This window comes from Amycolatopsis sp. NPDC051061 (assembly GCF_040682935.1).
GTDB lineage: Bacteria > Actinomycetota > Actinomycetes > Mycobacteriales > Pseudonocardiaceae > Amycolatopsis.
In genome coordinates this window covers 110,337-126,731 of sequence record NZ_JBFBBZ010000004.1, presented here as the reverse complement: position 1 = coordinate 126,731, position 16,395 = coordinate 110,337, and the positions used below count along the sequence as shown (strand labels likewise).

Here is a 16,395-nt window from a genome sequence, read left to right as displayed (position 1 = left end):
CTGCGCGAGTGCCGGACCACTTCCCCGAGGTGGGCCGATCGTGCGGGCCCCCACCCATTGTCGAGTAATGCAGGAGACTTCCGTGTCGGCGTACGCGATCGTCAAGACCGGCGGCAAGCAGTACAAGGTGGCCGTCGGCGACGTCGTCGAGGTCGAGAAGCTCGAAGGCGAGCCGGGCACCGAGCACATCCTCCCCGCCGTTTTGTACGTCGACGGTGGCGATGTCACCACGGACGCCGACGCGCTGGCGAAGGTCTCGGTCACCGGCAAGGTCGTCGAGCAGACCAAGGGTCCGAAGATCCGGATCCACAAGTTCAAGAACAAGACGGGCTACCACAAGCGTCAGGGTCACCGGCAGAAGCTGACCCGCGTCGAGGTCACCGCCATCTCCCTGTAAGAACTTTTCCGGATCTGCTTTTTCAGAAAGAGGGCTGAGCCATGGCTCACAAGAAGGGTGCGTCCAGCTCCCGCAACGGTCGTGACTCGAACGCGCAGCGCCTCGGCGTCAAGCGCTTCGGCGGCCAGGAAGTCAACGCCGGCGAGATCTTGATCCGCCAGCGTGGCACCAAGTTCCACCCCGGCGTGAACGTCGGCCGTGGCGGCGACGACACGCTGTTCGCCCTGGCCGCCGGTGCGGTCAAGTTCGGCGAGAAGCGTGGTCGCAAGACGATCAACATCGTCGTACCAGTCGAGGCGTAACGGGCGATCTTCGGGGCGACGTGTGTCCGCGGAATACGCGGACCACGTCGCCCGTTCCATGTGTTGACCCGGGGGCCCGAGCCCCCGGACCCCCACGGTGCGGCCGCTGGCAGACCCAGCGTGGCCCGCACCGTTTTTGCGTGAAAGAGGCTTGATATGGCGTCCCGGTTCGTGGACCGCGCGGTCATCCACCTGACCGCCGGTGACGGGGGCAACGGCTGCGCCTCGGTGCACCGCGAGAAGTTCAAGCCCCTCGGTGGCCCGGACGGCGGCAACGGCGGCAACGGCGGCGACGTCCTGCTGGTCGTCGACCCGAACGTGCACACCCTGCTCGACTTCCACTTCCGCCCGCACGCCAAGGCCGGCAGCGGCAAGCTCGGCCAGGGCGGCGACCGCGCAGGTGCGGCGGGGGAAACCCTCGTGATGAAGGTGCCGTCCGGCACCGTCGTCTTCACCGAAGACGGCGAGATGGTCGCCGACCTGATCGGCCCGGGCACCACGTTCGTCGCGGCCCAGGGCGGCCGCGGCGGCCTCGGTAACCGTGCGCTGTCGTCGAAGGCGCGCAAGGCGCCCGGCTTCGCGCTGCTGGGCGAGCCGGGCGAGGCCCGCAACCTGGTGCTGGAGCTGCGTTCGGTCGCCGACGTCGGCCTGCTCGGCTTCCCGTCCGCGGGCAAGTCGTCGCTGATCTCGGTGCTGTCCGCGGCCAAGCCGAAGATCGCCGACTACCCGTTCACCACGCTCGTGCCGAACCTCGGCGTGATCACCGGTGGCGACACCGTCTTCACGATGGCCGACGTCCCCGGGCTGATCCCCGGCGCGTCCGAGGGCAAGGGCCTCGGGCTCGACTTCCTGCGCCACATCGAGCGCTGCGCGGTGCTGGTGCACGTCGTCGACTGCGCGACGCTGGAGCCCGGCCGCGACCCGGTGTCCGATGTGGACGCGCTGGAGCTGGAACTCTCGAAGTACACGCCGGGCCTCGGCGGGAAGCTCGAAGAGCGCCCGCGCGTGGTCGTCCTGAACAAGATCGACGTCCCGGAAGCCGCCGAGCTCGCCGAGTTCGTCCGGCCGGAGTTCGAGGCTCGTGGCTTGCCGGTGTTCGAGATCTCCACGGCGTCGCGCAAGGGCCTGCGGGAGCTGACCTTCGCCCTCGCCAAGGTGGTCGAGGAGTACCGCGAAATGCAGCCGGTGCTGGAGCCGGAGAAGATCGTCCTGCGGCCGCTCGCCGTCGACGACACCGGCTTCACCGTCGAGGTCGACCCCGAGGAGGAGGGCGCGTTCATCGTGCGCGGCGTCCGCCCGGAGCGGTGGATCCGCCAGACCAACTTCGGCAACGACGAGGCCGTCGGCTACCTGGCCGACCGGCTCAACCGCCTCGGCGTCGAGGACAAGCTGGCGAAGCTCGGCGCGCGGCCGGGCAGCCCGGTCACGATCGGCGACGTCCAGTTCGAGTGGGAGCCGTCGACGCCGAGCGTCGCGATGCACCTGTCCGGGCGCGGCACGGACGTCCGCCTCGAGAACCACGACCGGATCGGCGCGCCCGAGCGCAAGGAAGCCCGCCGGATCCGGCGCGACGGCCCGGACGAGCCGGAAGGCGACGACCTGGGCCGCGACGCGTGAGCGGCACGCGGGAAGCCATCGCGGCCGCCCGCCGGCTGGTGGTCAAGGTCGGTTCTTCGGCCCTGACCACGGCGGGCAGCGGGCTCGACCCGGTCCGGCTTAACGCCCTGGTCGACGCCATCGCTGCGCGGGTCGCGGCCGACACGCAGATCGTGCTCGTCTCCTCGGGGGCGATCGGGGCCGGCCTGGCCCCGCTTTCCCTCGGCAAGCGGCCGAAGGACCTCGCCACCCAGCAGGCGGCGGCGAGCGTCGGCCAGCTGGCGCTGGCGCACGCGTACGCGGAGTCCTTCGGCCGGTTTTCGCTGACGGTCGGCCAGGTCCTGCTGACGTCCGACGACGTCGTCCGCCGGTCGCACTACCGCAACGCGCAGCGGACGTTTTCGCGGCTGCTGGCGCTGGGCGCGGTCCCGGTGGTCAACGAGAACGACACGGTGGCCACGGAAGAGATCCGCTTCGGCGACAACGACCGCCTGGCGGCCCTGGTCGCCCACCTGATCGGCGCGGACGCGCTGATCCTGCTGTCCGATGTGGACGGTCTCTACGACGGCGACCCCCGCGACGGCGCCACCCGCAAGCTCACCGAGGTCCTCTCGGAGTCCGATGTGGACGGAATCTCGGTCGGCATGTCCAGCTCCGGCCTCGGCACGGGCGGCATGGTGTCGAAGCTGGCGGCGGCCCGCACCGCGGCGGGCGCGGGCATCCCGGTGCTGCTGGCGTCGGCGTCGGAGGCGTCGGCGGCCCTGACGACGGCCTCCCCGGGAACGGCGTTCGCCCCGGCGGACACGCGTCTGTCGGCCCGTCGGTTCTGGCTCGGCTACGCGGCGGACACGACGGGCAAGCTCCGTCTCGACGACGGCGCGGTGACGGCGGTGGTCCGCCGCCGCCGGTCCCTGCTTGCCGCGGGGATCACGGGCGTGGAGGGCGAGTTCCAGGCCGGCGACGTGGTCGACCTGGTGGACGCGAAGGACCGCGCGGTGGCCCGCGGAGTGGTGGCGTTCGACGCGACCGAGCTGCCGGACCTGGTCGGCCGGTCAACGCACGAGCTCCCGGCGGAACAACGCCGCGAGGTCGTCCACGCCGACGACCTGGTCCCCCTCCGCCGCTGACCCCCGCCGGCGCGTGACCCAGCAGGCATCATCCGTGATTGAGCGGGCATCTCGCGTGATCAGAGGGGCATCAACCGTGATTGAGCGGGTATCTCGCGTGATCCGGCGGGCATCGCCGTGATGCCCCGCCAATCGCAGGTGATGCCTCCCCGATCACGCGTGATGCCCCTCTGATCACGGCGCCTCGACCGCCGAAATCCGGTAGCGCGCCACCGACGCGTCGAGGATCCGCGCGGCCTGCTCGTCCGACGGCCCGGACCCGCGGAAGCGCTCGAGGTCCTCATCGGACGCCCAGCGCTCGTACACGGTCACCCGGCCGGCGTCGAGCAAGTCGGCACCCAGCGCGTACTCCAGGCAGCCGGGCGCTTCCCGCGCGAGCCGGACGGCTTCGGCGCAACCCTCGAGGTAGGCGGCCCGGTCTTCGGGAGCGACCGCGAGCCGGCCGGCGACGATGATCACGTCGGGTTGATCCGATCCGGCTTGATCGTCAGCAGCAGCCGCGTCTGGTCGCGGCCGCCCCACCACGGGTACGGGCCGCCGAGGTAGCGCTGCGCGAGCTTCTCGATGTGCTCGACCGCGCCGTCCTCGGTCATCTCCAGCACGCGCCCGCGGATCGCGTAGTAGCGCGACGGCCGGTCGCGGTCGGCGACGTTGAGCGCCACCCGCGGGTCACGCTCGATGTTGCGCTGCTTCTGGTGGCCCCGCACGGTGTTGACGAGGATGTGCGTGCCGTCGGTGTCCACCCAGGTCTGGGTGAGCTGCGGCGAGCCGTCCGGCATCAAGGTGGACAGGAAGCAGAGGCTGGGCTCGCGCAGCAGCGCGAGCAGGTCGCCGGGCAGTTCCAAGGTGAACTCCGCTAGAGCTGGTCGGGCGCTTCGATGCCGAGCAGGGAGAGCCCGAGCGCGAGCGTTTGCGACGCCAGCGTAGTCAACCTCAGCCGGGACGCGCGCAGCGACGGCGAAGGCGCTTTCAGGACCGGACATTCCTCGAAGAACCGGGAAAACGCGACCGCCGTCTCGTACAGATACGTACAGAGCTTGTGCGGCGCGTAGCCGTCCGTCGCGGCCTTCAGCGCTTCGCCGAACCTGAGCAGCTTCAACGCCAGAGCCCGTTCCGCCGGCGCCTCCAAGAGCACCTCGGTGCCGTCGTGCAGGCCGCCCGCCTTCCGGAGGATCGACCGCGTCCGCGCGTGCGCGTACTGGAGGTACACCGAGGTGTTGCCCTCCTTGGCGAGCATCCGATCCCAGGCGAAGACGTAGTCGCGCTCGCGGTCGCCGGACAGGTCGGCGTACTTGACCGCGCCGACGCCGACCGCGCGGGCGACCTCGGCCTGCTCCGCCGCGTCGAGCTCACTGCGTTCCGCGACGACCGCGGCGGCCTGCGTCACGGCTTCGGTGAGCAGGTCGGCCAGCTTGACCGTGTCACCGGAGCGGGTCCGCATGGTCTTGCCGTCGGCGCCCAGCACCGTGCCGAAGCCGATGTGCTCGGCGTGCCCGGTGAGCCAGCCGGCGGCGCGGCAGACGGCGAACACCATCGCGAAGTGCTGCGCCTGCGGCGTCCCGACGACGTAGAGGAGGTCGGTCGCGCCGCGTTCGGCCGTCCAGTACCGGACGGTGGCCAGGTCGGTCGCGGCGTACCCGTAGCCGCCGTCGCGCTTGCGGACGATCAGCGGCAGCCGGTCGCCCTCGCGATTGCGGAACCCGTCGGGGAACACGCAGACCGCGCCGTCGCTGACCTCGGTCAGGCCGGCCTTCTCGAGGTCGTCGACGACCGCCGCGAGACACGGGTTGTAAAAGCTCTCGCCGTAGATGTCCTGGCCCGTCAAGGTGATGCCGAGCAGCGCGTAGACCTCGTCGAAGTGCCGCGTCGATTCGGCGACGAGCTCGCGCCAGACGGCCAAGGTTTCTTCGTCGCCGCCCTGGAGCAGCACGACGCGCTCGCGTGCCCGGGTCGCGAACGTTTCGTCGCTGTCGAACTTCTGACGCGCTTCGCGGTAGAACGCGTCGAGGTCGGCGATGGCGCGTTGGCCGGCCGGGACGTCGAGGAGGTGCTCGATGAGCATCCCGAACGGCGTGCCCCAGTCGCCGAGGTGGTTGTGCGGCAGCACTTCGTGCCCGGCGAACCGCAGCAGGCGCGCGAGCGTGTCGCCGATCACCGTCGTGCGCAGGTGCCCGACGTGCATTTCCTTCGCGACGTTCGGGCTGCTGTAGTCCAGCGCGATTCGCCGCGGCTCAGTCGTTTCGGGCACGCCGAGACGCGGATCGCCGAGCAATGCGGCGGTGCGGTCTTCGAGCCATTCCTTGCGCAGCAGGAAATTCAGGAAACCCGGCCCGGCGACTTCCGGCGGATCGGCGATCCCGTCGAGTTCCAGCGCGCCGGCGATCAGCTCCGCGACTTCGCGCGGCGGGCGGCCGAGCCGCTTGCCCAGGCTCATCGCGAGGTTGCCCTGGTAGTCGACGCCTTCGCGCGGCGACGCCTGGATCAGTGCCTGCTCCGGCGTCAGTTCGACTTGAAGCGCCTTGCCGGCGGCGGCCGCCACGCGGCGCGCCAGCTCCTCGGTAACGTCGGCGTGCTGCACGGTGTCCCTCCTTCGGTTTGGCCTCGGAGCACTCAACCGCTTGAGGGGGCTCCGGGTGGCGAAGCCCCCGGGCGGGGGCGGAGCCCCGGATGTCACAGCGTAGCGAGCGTGACCGGCCGGTGACGAAGGGTTTACCGCAGCTCGCTGCCCTTGGTCTCGGGCAGCGTGAGGATGACGGCGAACGCGATCGCCGCGCCGGCCGCGACGTACCAGAAGTAGAGCGTCGGCGAGACCGCGCCGAAGACGGTGATGAGCAGTGGCGCGGTGCCGCCGAAGATCGCGACGGTCAGGTTGTACCAGGCGCCGATCCCCAGCCCGCGCAGTTCGGTGGGGAACAGCTCGCTCATGATGGCCGGCGCGATCGACGTCATCGCGGTGTACAGCCCGAGTCCGACGCAGAACACCACGAGCAGGCCGCCGATGCCGGGGCCGATCAACGTGGACAGCGGCACGACGACGACCGCGGTCGCCCCCGACCAGACGAGCAGCTGCGGCTTCCGCCCGACCCGGTCGGCGAGCGCGCCCATCGGGTACTGCAGGGCGATGAACAGCGCGGTGCCGACGGACAGCGCGAGGAACACGGCGTCCGCGTCGGCATGCCGGTTCTTCACCGCGAAGGAGGTGAGCGCGCTGAAGAACGTGTAGTAGCAGAGGGTCGAGAGCATCGTGAAGCCGACGAGCCTGCCGACGGCCTTCGGGTGGTGCGTCAGCGTCGTCAGCAGTGGACGCTCGAGCTTGCGCGCCTTGACCTTCGTCTGCTCGAACAGTTCGGTCTCGGCGAGGCTGCGGCGCAGCCACAGCCCGACCAGGCCGAAGACCCCGCCCAGCAGGAACGGCAGCCGCCAGCCCCAGGACGCGAGCTGTGCCTTGTCCAGCGCGCGGGCCAGGACGAACCCGAGGACAGTCGCGATCAGCACGGCCGTCCCGGTCGAGATGTAGAAGAACGCCGAGTATCGCCCGCGACGCTCCGGCGGCGCGATCTCGCCCAGGTAAGCCGACGCGTTCGACACCTCACCGCCGAGCGACAGTCCCTGCGCGATGCGGGCGAGCAGCAGCAGGATCGGCGCCAGCCAGCCGACCTGCGCGAACGTCGGCAGCAGCCCGATCGCGACCGAACCACCGGCCATCAGCAGGATGGTGAGGATCATGGCGGGCTTGCGGCCGCGCGTGTCCGCGAAGCGCCCGAGCAGGATTCCGCCGAGCGGGCGGAAGAAGAACGCGAGCGCGTAGGTGGCGAATGTGTTGATCAACGCGAGCGTGTCGTTCCCGGCCGGGAAGAACGCACTGGCGAAGTAGATGCTGAACGTCGCGTAGATCGTCCAGTCGAACCACTCCAGCGCATTGCCCGCGCTCGCCGCGAACAGCTTGCGCACCGGCAGCCGGTGCCGCTGGGATGCCCGCACGGTGGACTCGGTCATGGCGGCCTCCACATCACCCGAAGGTGCAACGGGACTTTGCCACAATCGTTCGCGGTCCGAAAGGTTCCGACTGGTCCGGCTCCGAGTCCTCCTTTCGCTCCCGTCTCCGCCTCAGGCCGTGCTGGCCAGCGCGAACGGCAGCACCGCGGGCGCCCCGGCCCGCCGCAGCAGGCGCGCGGCCAGCGTCATCGTCCAGCCCGTGTCGATGACGTCGTCCACCAGCAGGACCGGGCCGCCCGGCAACGTGGCCGCGAGGTCGGCCGGCATGCTCAGCCGCTTCCACAGGTCGGCCAGCCGCTGCGCGCTGTTCGCCTGACGCGGCGGCGGCCCGTCCGCGTCGAGCGCGCCCAGGAAGTCCAGCTTGCCGATGTCGGCCAGCCGCGTCGCCAGGCTGTAGACGAGCTTCGGCCGGGTCGACGACGGCACCGCCACCACCGCGACCGGCCGCTCCGCCCACTGCCACCCGGCGAGCACCTGGATGCAGGCCTTGAACACCGAGTCGGGCACGTCGGTGTCCTGGGCGCCCGGGCCGACGAGCTCCCGCAGCCGGTTGCCCCACCCGACGTCGGTGAGCCGCCCGAGCACCTGGCCGGGTTCGGACTGGTCGTCGGCCGAGATCCGGCCGGAGACCGGAACGTCCAAAGAGGACATCCCGGTGGGCCACTGCTTCCGGGGCGCGACCTCGACGCCGGGACGCTGCACCCGTTCCCGGGTCGCCTCGGCGACGTCGTCGGCCACCGTCGTGTCCCAGTGCTCGCCGGTGCAGTTGTCGCACCGCCCGCACGGCGCTGCCTCCGGGTCGTCGAGCTGGCGCCGCAGGTACTCCATCCGGCAGCCGTCGGTCGCCAGGTAGCCGAGCATCGCGTCCTGCTCGCGCTGGCGGGCCTCCGCGACGCGCTTGTAGCGCCCGCGGTCGTACTCCCAGTCCTCGCCCGTGCTCGTCCAGCCGCCCTTCACGCGCCGCACCGCGCCGTCGACGTCCAGGACCTTGAGCACCATCTCCAGCCGTGACCGGGAAAGCTCGACCGACGGCTCGAGCGCGGCCGTCGAAAGGGGACGGTCGGCGTAGGCGAGTGCGTTCAGCACCTGGGTCACCCGCAGTTCGTCGGGGAAGGCGAGCGACCCGAAGTACGCCCAGATCGCCTTGTCCTCCTCGCCGGGCAGCAGCACGACCTCGGCGCGTTCGACGCCACGCCCGGCGCGGCCGACCTGCTGGTAGTACGCGATCGGCGACGACGGCGCCCCGAGGTGCACGACGAACCCGAGGTCCGGCTTGTCGAACCCCATGCCCAGCGCGGACGTCGCGACCAGCGCCTTGACGCGGTTGCCGAGCAGGTCGTCCTCGGCCGCCTGCCGGTCGGCCGGGTCGGTCTTGCCGGTGTAGGCCGCCACCGGGTACCCGCGATCTTTCAGCAGCGACGCGACGTCGTGCGCCGCCGCCACGGTGAGCGTGTAGATGATCCCCGACCCGGGCAGTTCGGCCAGGTGCTCCGCGAGCCAGGCCAGCCGCGCCTGCGACGTCGGCAGCCGGCACACCGACAACCGCAGGCTCTCCCGGTCGAGGCTGCCGCGCAGCACGAGCGTGTCGGTGCCCGTGCCGAGGCCCAGCTGCTCGGCGACGTCGGTGACGACGCGGTCGTTCGCCGTCGCCGTGGTCGCCAGTACGGGCACCCCGTCGGGCAGGTCGCCCAGCAGCGTGCGCAGACGCCGGTAGTCCGGCCGGAAGTCGTGCCCCCAGTCCGAGATGCAGTGCGCCTCGTCGACCACCAGCAGCCCGGTGCTCGCGGTCAGCTTCGGCAGCACGTTGTCGCGGAAGTCCGGGTTGTTCAGCCGTTCGGGACTGACCAGCAGCACGTCCACCTCGCCGGCCGCGACCGACGCCTGGACCTGCTCCCACTCCTGCGGGTTCGCCGAGTTCATGGTCGCCGCGTGGATCCCGGCGCGGGCCGCCGCCGAGATCTGGTTGCGCATCAGGGCCAGCAGGGGCGAGACGATGACCGTCGGCCCGCTGCCCTGTTCGCGCAGCAGGGCCGTGGCCAGGAAGTACACCGCCGACTTGCCCCAGCCGGTGCGCTGCACGACCAGCGCGCGACGCCGTTGCGCGACCAGGGCCTCGATGGCCGTCCACTGGTCTTCGCGCAGCTTCGCCGAGTCGCCGGCCAGGGCCCGGAGGAGGGTCTCGGCGCGGTCGCGGAGGGCTGAGGTGGTGCTGGTCGTGTCCACGTCCCCACGTCTACCCCATGGCACCGACGAACCGGGAATCGGCGGCGTCGCGAACGGACCGTTCGTGTCGAATACGGGTGGTTATGTGACCTGAATCACCTCCGCGGCCCGGTCGGGGGAGGTGGTCAACAGCACCCGACGTCTCGCGCGCGCGATGTATAGGCTCCCGAGTCATGTCACCACGGCGGATCGGGGTCATGGGCGGCACGTTCGACCCCGTGCACCACGGCCACCTCGTCGCGGCCAGTGAGGTCCAGTCCCGGTTCGGGCTCGACGAAGTGATCTTCGTCCCCACCGGCCAGCCCTGGCAGAAGACCAGCCGCCAGGTGACCAAGGCCGAGGACCGCTACCTGATGACGGTCATCGCGACCGCGTCCAACCCGGTCTTCTCGGTCAGCCGCGTCGACATCGACCGCGCCGGCCAGACCTACACCGTCGACACCCTGCGCGACCTCCACGCCGAATACCCCGGGGACCAGCTCTTCTTCATCACCGGCGCCGACGCTCTCGAGCAGATCCTGACCTGGCACAAGGCCGACGAGCTGTTCGACTTCGCCCACTTCATCGGCGTCACGCGGCCCGGCTACCGGCTCAACTCGCACCACCTGCCCGGCGGCAAGGTGAGCCTCGTCGAGGTCACCGCGATGGCGATCTCCTCCACCGGCTGCCGCGACCGCGTCGAACGCGGGGAGCCGGTCTGGTACCTCGTTCCCGACGGCGTCGTCCGCTACATCGCGAAGAAGGATCTCTACCGGAAGAGCGACTGAAGCGTCCCTGGTCGCGGCGGGTACTCTTCTCGGGCGAACCCGATCTGTGAAGGAGCACCGTGGCAGCCACGTCCGAGGCACGAGAGCTGGCCGTAGCGGCCGCACACGCGGCGGCGGACAAGAAGGCCAGCGACGTAGTCGTGCTGGACGTGTCCGAGCAGCTCGTCATCACCGACGCCTTCGTCATCGCCTCCGCGTCCAACGAACGACTGGTCGGCGCGATCGTCGACAACGTCGAGGAGAAGCTGCGGGAGAGCGGGCACAAGCCCGTCCGCCGCGAAGGCGCCCGCGAGGGCCGCTGGGTCCTGCTGGACTACGTCGACGTCGTGGTCCACGTCCAGCACGTCGAAGAGCGCACCTTCTACGGCCTCGAGCGGCTCTGGAAGGACTGCCCGCGCATCGAGGTGGCCGGTCTCGAAGAGTCGCCCGCCGACGAGGACCCGGACGTCCCGTGAGCCCGCGGCGGCTCGTGCTCTGGCGCCACGGCGAGACGGACTACAACGCCGCCGGGCGGATGCAGGGGCACCTCGACTCGGCGCTGACGCCGGTCGGCTGGAACCAGGCCCGGTTCGCGGTCCCCGCGCTGGCCCGGTTCTCCCCGGACCTCGTCATCGCGTCCGACCTGCGCCGCGCCACCGACACGGCCACCGTGCTCACCGACGCGATCGGCGTCCCGCTGCGGATCGACAAGCGGCTGCGCGAGACGCACCTCGGCGAATGGCAGGGGCTCACCGGCGCGGAGGTCGACGAGGCCTACCCCGGTGAACGCGACCGCTGGCGCAAGGACGCGACCTGGGCGCCGCCGGGCGGGGAGAACCGCCTCGACGTCGCCGACCGCGCGAGCGAAGTGGTCACCGACCTGCAGCAGGCCAACTCTTCGGTGGGCGACACCGTGCTGCTGGCCGCGCACGGCGGGCTGATCACCGCGCTCACCGCGCGGCTGCTGAACCTGCCGGTGGAGACCTGGCCGTCGCTCGGCGGGATCTCGAACTGCCACTGGGTCGAGCTGGGCGCGCGCGACGGCAAATGGCGGCTGCAGGCCTACAACGCGGGGATGCACGGCTAGCCGATGGGGCCACGCCTGCTCGTCTTCGGCGATTCGCTGAGCTTCCACGGTCCAGAAGGACCCTGCGCCGCGGACGAACCGCGGCTGTGGCCCAACATCGCCGCCGCCGCCCTCGGCGGCACCGCCGACCTCGTCGCCGGGATCGGCTGGACCGCTCGCGACGCCTGGTGGTCGCTGACCGGCGACCCGCGCGTGTGGGCCGACCTGCACCACGTCGACGCGGTCGTGCTGGCCGTCGGCAGCATGGACACGCTGCCTTCGCCGTTGCCGACCTACCTGCGCACGGGCCTGAAGTACCTGCGGCCCGACCCCGTGCGGCGGGTGGTGCGCAAGGCTTACCTGGCCGCGCAGCCCCAGCTTTCGGTCGCCTTCCGCGGCCGTCCCGTGGTCCTGCCGGCCAAGCTCACCGTGCAGTACCTCGACACGGCGGTGGGTGCGTTGCGCGTCCTGCGCCCCGAACTGCCGATCTTCAGCATGCTGCCTTCGGTGCACCGGGCGGCGGCCTACGGCGGCGTGCACACCGCGCGCCCGGCCGCGGCCGCCGCGATGGCGGCCTGGGGCTCGCGAGCGGGAGTTCCGTTGCTGGATCTCGAAGCCGTTGTCGGAGAGCACGTCCTGAGCGGCGAGGGCAACCCGGACGGCATGCACTGGGGCTGGCAGGGGCACGCCGCGGTGGGCGACGCGATGTCCGTGTTGATGGCGCCGGTGCTGGCCCCCGGCCACGTAGGCTGACGGCGTGTCGGTCGCCGTAGTCACGGATTCCACCGCCCACCTGCCGGAGGGCTTCGCCGAACGGCACGCGGTCCGGGTGGTGCCGCTGCACGTCCTGGTCGACGGCGTGGTTTCCCTCGACGGCGTCGAGACCGGGCCGGCGGCGGTCGCCGAAGCGATGAGCCAGCGCAAGATCGTCACGACGTCCCGGCCGACGCCCACGGAGTTCGTCAAGGAGTACCGCGCGGCCTTCGCCGACGGCGCCGACGCGATCGTTTCGGTGCACCTGTCGCGAGAGCTGTCGGGCACCTGGGAAGCCGCGGTGCTGGCGGCGCAGGAGGTCGGGCCGGACCGGGTGCGCGTGGTCGACTCGCGCACCACCGCGATGGGGCTCGGGTTCGCCGCGCTGCACGCCGCTTCGGCGGCTTCCGCCGGGGCCGAGGCCGCCGAAGTCGAGGCCGCGGCGGTGACCGCGGCCGGCTGCTCGTCGACGTTGTTCGTCGTGGAAACCCTCGACCACCTGCGCCGCGGCGGCCGGATCGGCCCGGCGGCGGCACTGCTCGGGACGGCGCTGGCGGTGAAGCCGGTGCTGCACATGTCCGAAGGCCGGATCCTGCCGCTGGAGAAGGTCCGCACCATGAACCGCGCGCTCGCGCGGCTGGTCGAGCTCGCCGCCCAGGCCGCGCGGGACGACGACGTCGAGCTGGCCGTCCACCACCTCGCCTCGCCGGACCGGGCGGTCGCGCTGGCGAACCGGCTGGAGGAGGCCGTGCCGCGGTCGGCGGGGTGCGTGGTCTCCGAGCTGGGGGCGGTGATCGGGGCGCACACCGGGCCCGGGGTGCTCGGGGTGGTCGTCCAGCGGACGGTTCCGTCCCGCCGCTAGCGTCGCGCGGGGCAAGTCGTTCGCACTCGCCGCCGCGCTGTCGACGAACTCGGACGCACGACCCCCAGCCCCACCGACGCGCCGAACCCTCCAGCATGCCACCCGGGTACGACGGAAACGGCCGTTCCGGACCCGGGCGGGGTGGATCCGTCCACATCACCCCGGTTGTCCACAGGACGCGGCGGCACCCCTGTCGGACGCTCCCCGCGAGCCCTAACGTCGATCGTGTGTTCGAGCAGCCCGCCCGGGATCCGGGCCCTCCCGTCAACGACCGGCTCGCCTGGCTGGCCGACCAGCTCTCGCCCGACGCGAGCACGGTCGGACCCGGCGGCCGGCTGGTCCGGCGCTGGCTGCCGGGCGGACCGGCCGGTGCCGGCCGCCGCCGGTGGGCGTTCGCCGGTGTCCTCGTGTCGGTCGTGGTGATCATCCTCGGCTCGGTCGCGCTCTTCGGCGGCCCACCGGCGCCCGAGCCACCGCCCGCGCTGCCCAGCGCGAAACCGGCGAGCGAGGCCTCGGCCCGGGCCGCACCCCAGGCCGGTCTCGTCGTCAGCGTGATCGGCCGCGTCCGGTCGCCCGGCCTGGTCACCGTGGTCCAGGGCGCCCGCGTCGCGGACGTGCTGCGGGCCGCGGGCGGCGCCGATCCCGGCGCGGACCTGAGCGCGCTCAACCTCGCCCGCCGGGTCACCGACGGGGAGCAGCTCGCGGTGGGGATCCCGGCGCCCGCCGCCGGGCCGGCCGGTGCTCCGGCGGGCGCCAAGGTCGACCTCAACGCGGCGAGCGCGGACCAGCTGGACACGCTGCCCGGCGTCGGCGAGGTGACGGCCCAGCGGATCGTCCAGTGGCGCACCGAGCACGGCGGCTTCGCGAAAGTCGAGCAACTGCGCGATGTCTCAGGCATCGGAGAAAGTAAATTTGAAAAATTGCGGGAGCAGGTGACGGTCGGATGAGCACCCTTCCCGCGATCGACACCCGGCAGGACATGCGCCTCGTCCCGGCGGCGCTGGCGTGCTGGCTCGCCGCACTCGGCGGCCTGCTGCTGGGCTGGTGGACGGCGGTCGCCGTCGGCCTCGTCTCGGCGGCGCTCGCCGGGCTGGTGCTCTGGCGGGCGCGGGGGCGTCCCCGGGCGCTCGGTGCGGCGGCAGCCCTGCTGGTGCTGGGACTCGTCGCCGCGGGCCCGGTCGCCTGGCGAATCCGCGACGCGCAGCGTGACGACCTTCGCGCGGTTGCGGCTGACGGACTCCCCGCGTCGGTGCGGGTCGTCGTCGCCGAGCGCCCGAAGCCCGTGCGCAGTGCGGGTTACGCCGATCAGCAGGCCGGGGCCCGGTCGGTGGTGCTGACGGCCGACGTCCGCACGGCGTCGGTCGACGGCAGACCGGTCGCGTCGTCCGGGCGCGTCCTGCTGCTGGCTCCGGTCGCGCAGTGGGCGTCGCTGCTGCCGGGTCAGGACGTGACGGCGAGCGGCCTGCTGATGCCGCCGCGCGGCTCGGACCTGACCGTCGCGGTGCTGTCCGTGCGCGGCCCGCCGGGCGACCTCGGGCCGGCGCCGTGGTGGCAGCGGACCGCGGCCGGGTTGCGCGCCGGACTCCACGACCTGTGCCAGGTGCTGCCGGACGAACCGGCCGGCCTGCTGCCGGGCCTGGTCCTGGGCGACACGAGCGGGTTGTCGCCGCGGGTCGAGCAGGAGTTCGTCACCGCCGGTCTCGCCCACCTGACCGCGGTCAGCGGGGGAAACCTCGCCGTGGCGTGCGGCGCGGTCCTGCTCCTGCTGCGCGTGCTGCGGCTCGGGCCGCGGTTGTCGGCGGTGGCGGCCGGCGCGTGCCTGGCCGGGTTCCTCGTCCTGGTCGGCCCGGAGCCGAGCGTGCTGCGGGCCGGGGTGATGGCGGCGGTCGCGTTGCTGGCGCTGGCGCTGGGCAGGCGAGGCTCGGCGTTGCCCGCGCTGGCGTTCGCGGTGTGCGTGCTGGTGGTGACGGATCCGGCGATGGCGACGGACTTCGGGTTCGCGCTGTCGGTGTTCGCCACGGCCGGGCTGGTCTTGATCGCGCCCCGCTGGGCCGCCGGGCTGGCTCGCCGCGGCATCCCGCCGGGGTTCGCCGAGGGGCTGGCGATCCCGTTGGCCGCCTTCCTGGTGACGGCGCCGGTCCTCGCGGGCATGGCCGGCTCGGTGAGCCTGGTGTCGGTGCTGACCAACGTCCTCGCCGCGCCCGTGGTGGCTCCGGCGACGGTGCTCGGCGTGCTGGCGACGGTGACCGGCCCGTGGTGGCCGGGCGCCGGGAAGGTCCTGGTGCACCTGGCCGACCCGGAGGCCCGGTGGCTGATCACCGTGGCGCGCCACGGCGCGCGGGCCCCCGGCGCGGTCGTCGCGTGGCCCGGCGGGTGGACGGGCGGGCTGCTCGCCGCCGCCGTGCTGGTGGTGCTGGTGCTGGCCGCCCGGCACCGGCGCGCGCGGCTGGTGATGGCGGTGCTGGTCGCCGGCGCGCTGCTCGTGTTCGTGCCGGTGCGGGTGATCGCGCCGGCCTGGCCACCGCGGAACTGGGCGATGGTCGAGTGCGACGTCGGGCAGGGCGACGCGGTCGTGCTGGCGACGGCCGAGCCGGGCCGGGCGGTCGTCGTGGACACCGGACCCGAGCCGGGGCCGGTGGACGAGTGCCTGCACCGGCTCTCGGTCGACCGGATCCCATTGCTGGTGCTGAGCCACCTGCACGCCGACCACATCGGTGGCCTGGCGTCGGTCTTCGACGGCCGGGCGGTCGGCGCGATCGCCGTCGGTCCGGGGCGGGCGCCGGAGTGGGCGTGGCGCCAAGTCGCCGTCGAAGCGGCGAAGCAGGGGGTGCCCCTGGTGGAGCTGAGCACGGGGGAGCGGCTGGCGTGGCCCGGCCTGTCGCTCGACGTCCTCGGCCCGCACTACGTACCGGCACGTTCGGCCGGGCAGCAGGACGGCACGACGATCAACAACAGCTCGGTGGTGCTGCGGGCGCGAACCCCGGCCGGCCGGGTGCTCCTGACCGGCGACGTCGAGCTGGCGGCCCAAGCCGACCTGCTGGCCGACGGCGACAACCTGAAGGCGGAGATGTTGAAGGTCCCACACCACGGCTCGCGCTACTCACTACCGGCGTTCCTCGCGGCGGTGGCGCCACGGGTGGCGTTGGTCAGCGTGGGCGCGGGCAACACCTACGGCCACCCCAACAAGTCCACAATGGACAGCTTGACGGCACTGGGTGCGTTGGTGACACGAACCGACGTGGACGGTGACACGGCGGTGGTCGGCGACCCGTCAGGTCCGGCGGTAGCGCGCCGGGGCGAGCCACGTGGGCCGCCGCGCCGCTGAAG

16 protein-coding genes are annotated in these 16,395 nt (G+C 72.3%); 11 read left to right on the top strand and 5 right to left on the bottom strand.

Annotation, left to right across the window (positions count from 1 at the left end; genetic code table 11):
- Positions 1 to 82: 82 nt before the first annotated feature.
- From rplU to proB, 4 genes are all read left to right on the top strand, one after another.
- Positions 83 to 397 (top strand): 50S ribosomal protein L21, encoded by a 315-nt coding sequence (gene rplU / locus AB0N03_RS07105; protein ID WP_003067132.1) that lies wholly within the window; start codon positions 83 to 85, stop codon positions 395 to 397.
- 41 nt (positions 398 to 438) lie between these two features.
- Positions 439 to 699 (top strand): 50S ribosomal protein L27, encoded by a 261-nt coding sequence (gene rpmA, locus AB0N03_RS07100; protein ID WP_364366655.1) that lies wholly within the window; start codon positions 439 to 441, stop codon positions 697 to 699.
- Between the two features lie 156 nt (positions 700 to 855).
- On the top strand, positions 856 to 2,316 hold the full coding sequence (obgE, locus tag AB0N03_RS07095) for a GTPase ObgE (protein ID WP_364366652.1): 1,461 nt from the start codon (positions 856 to 858) through the stop codon (positions 2,314 to 2,316).
- Positions 2,313 to 3,422, top strand: a complete 1,110-nt coding sequence (gene proB / locus AB0N03_RS07090; RefSeq protein ID WP_364366649.1) for a glutamate 5-kinase — start codon at positions 2,313 to 2,315, stop codon at positions 3,420 to 3,422. Before obgE ends, proB begins: the two co-directional genes overlap by 4 nt.
- A 174-nt stretch (positions 3,423 to 3,596) precedes the next feature.
- On the opposite strand, the gene AB0N03_RS07085 is transcribed toward proB, so the two are convergent.
- The 5 genes from AB0N03_RS07085 to AB0N03_RS07065 all read right to left on the bottom strand — a co-directional run bounded on the left by AB0N03_RS07085 (position 3,597) and on the right by AB0N03_RS07065 (position 9,641).
- Positions 3,597 to 3,881, bottom strand: a complete 285-nt coding sequence (locus AB0N03_RS07085) for an antibiotic biosynthesis monooxygenase family protein (RefSeq protein WP_364366646.1) — start codon at positions 3,879 to 3,881, stop codon at positions 3,597 to 3,599.
- Positions 3,878 to 4,267 carry a PPOX class F420-dependent oxidoreductase gene (locus AB0N03_RS07080; protein WP_364366643.1) on the bottom strand — a complete coding sequence of 130 codons (390 nt, stop codon included), beginning with the start codon at positions 4,265 to 4,267 and terminating at the stop codon, positions 3,878 to 3,880. The genes AB0N03_RS07085 and AB0N03_RS07080 overlap by 4 nt, the downstream gene beginning before the upstream one ends.
- 11 nt (positions 4,268 to 4,278) lie before the next feature.
- Positions 4,279 to 6,000 (bottom strand): arginine--tRNA ligase, encoded by a 1,722-nt coding sequence (argS, locus tag AB0N03_RS07075; RefSeq protein ID WP_364366641.1) that lies wholly within the window; start codon positions 5,998 to 6,000, stop codon positions 4,279 to 4,281.
- Between the two features lie 131 nt (positions 6,001 to 6,131).
- On the bottom strand, positions 6,132 to 7,418 hold the full coding sequence (locus AB0N03_RS07070; protein ID WP_364366638.1) for an MFS transporter: 1,287 nt from the start codon (positions 7,416 to 7,418) through the stop codon (positions 6,132 to 6,134).
- Between the two features lie 111 nt (positions 7,419 to 7,529).
- On the bottom strand, positions 7,530 to 9,641 hold the full coding sequence (locus AB0N03_RS07065) for a RecQ family ATP-dependent DNA helicase (RefSeq protein ID WP_364366635.1): 2,112 nt from the start codon (positions 9,639 to 9,641) through the stop codon (positions 7,530 to 7,532).
- A gap of 173 nt (positions 9,642 to 9,814) precedes the next feature.
- On the opposite strand from AB0N03_RS07065, the gene nadD reads away from it, so the two are divergent.
- The 7 genes from nadD (at position 9,815) to AB0N03_RS07030 (ending at position 16,393) form a co-directional block, all read left to right on the top strand.
- The gene (nadD, locus tag AB0N03_RS07060) at positions 9,815 to 10,408 is read left to right on the top strand and encodes a nicotinate-nucleotide adenylyltransferase (RefSeq protein ID WP_364366632.1); all 594 of its coding nucleotides are present in this window, start codon (positions 9,815 to 9,817) and stop codon (positions 10,406 to 10,408) included.
- A 59-nt stretch (positions 10,409 to 10,467) separates the two neighbouring features.
- Positions 10,468 to 10,863, top strand: coding sequence for a ribosome silencing factor (rsfS, locus tag AB0N03_RS07055; RefSeq protein ID WP_103343441.1), 396 nt, complete (start codon positions 10,468 to 10,470; stop codon positions 10,861 to 10,863).
- Positions 10,860 to 11,474 carry a histidine phosphatase family protein gene (locus AB0N03_RS07050; protein ID WP_364366629.1) on the top strand — a complete coding sequence of 205 codons (615 nt, stop codon included), beginning with the start codon at positions 10,860 to 10,862 and terminating at the stop codon, positions 11,472 to 11,474. The genes rsfS and AB0N03_RS07050 overlap by 4 nt, the downstream gene beginning before the upstream one ends.
- Before the next feature lie 3 nt (positions 11,475 to 11,477).
- Positions 11,478 to 12,206 (top strand): diglucosylglycerate octanoyltransferase, encoded by a 729-nt coding sequence (gene octT / locus AB0N03_RS07045; RefSeq protein WP_364366626.1) that lies wholly within the window; start codon positions 11,478 to 11,480, stop codon positions 12,204 to 12,206.
- A 4-nt stretch (positions 12,207 to 12,210) separates the two neighbouring features.
- A complete protein-coding gene (locus AB0N03_RS07040) occupies positions 12,211 to 13,068 on the top strand; it encodes a DegV family protein (protein ID WP_364366623.1) in 858 nt (285 codons plus the stop codon).
- A gap of 227 nt (positions 13,069 to 13,295) precedes the next feature.
- Entirely contained in the window at positions 13,296 to 14,015 is a 720-nt protein-coding gene (locus AB0N03_RS07035) for a ComEA family DNA-binding protein (protein WP_364366620.1), read from the top strand.
- Complete coding sequence (locus AB0N03_RS07030; protein ID WP_364366617.1) at positions 14,012 to 16,393, top strand: ComEC/Rec2 family competence protein; 2,382 nt, start codon at positions 14,012 to 14,014, stop codon at positions 16,391 to 16,393. Before AB0N03_RS07035 ends, AB0N03_RS07030 begins: the two co-directional genes overlap by 4 nt.
- Positions 16,394 to 16,395: the final 2 nt, after the last annotated feature.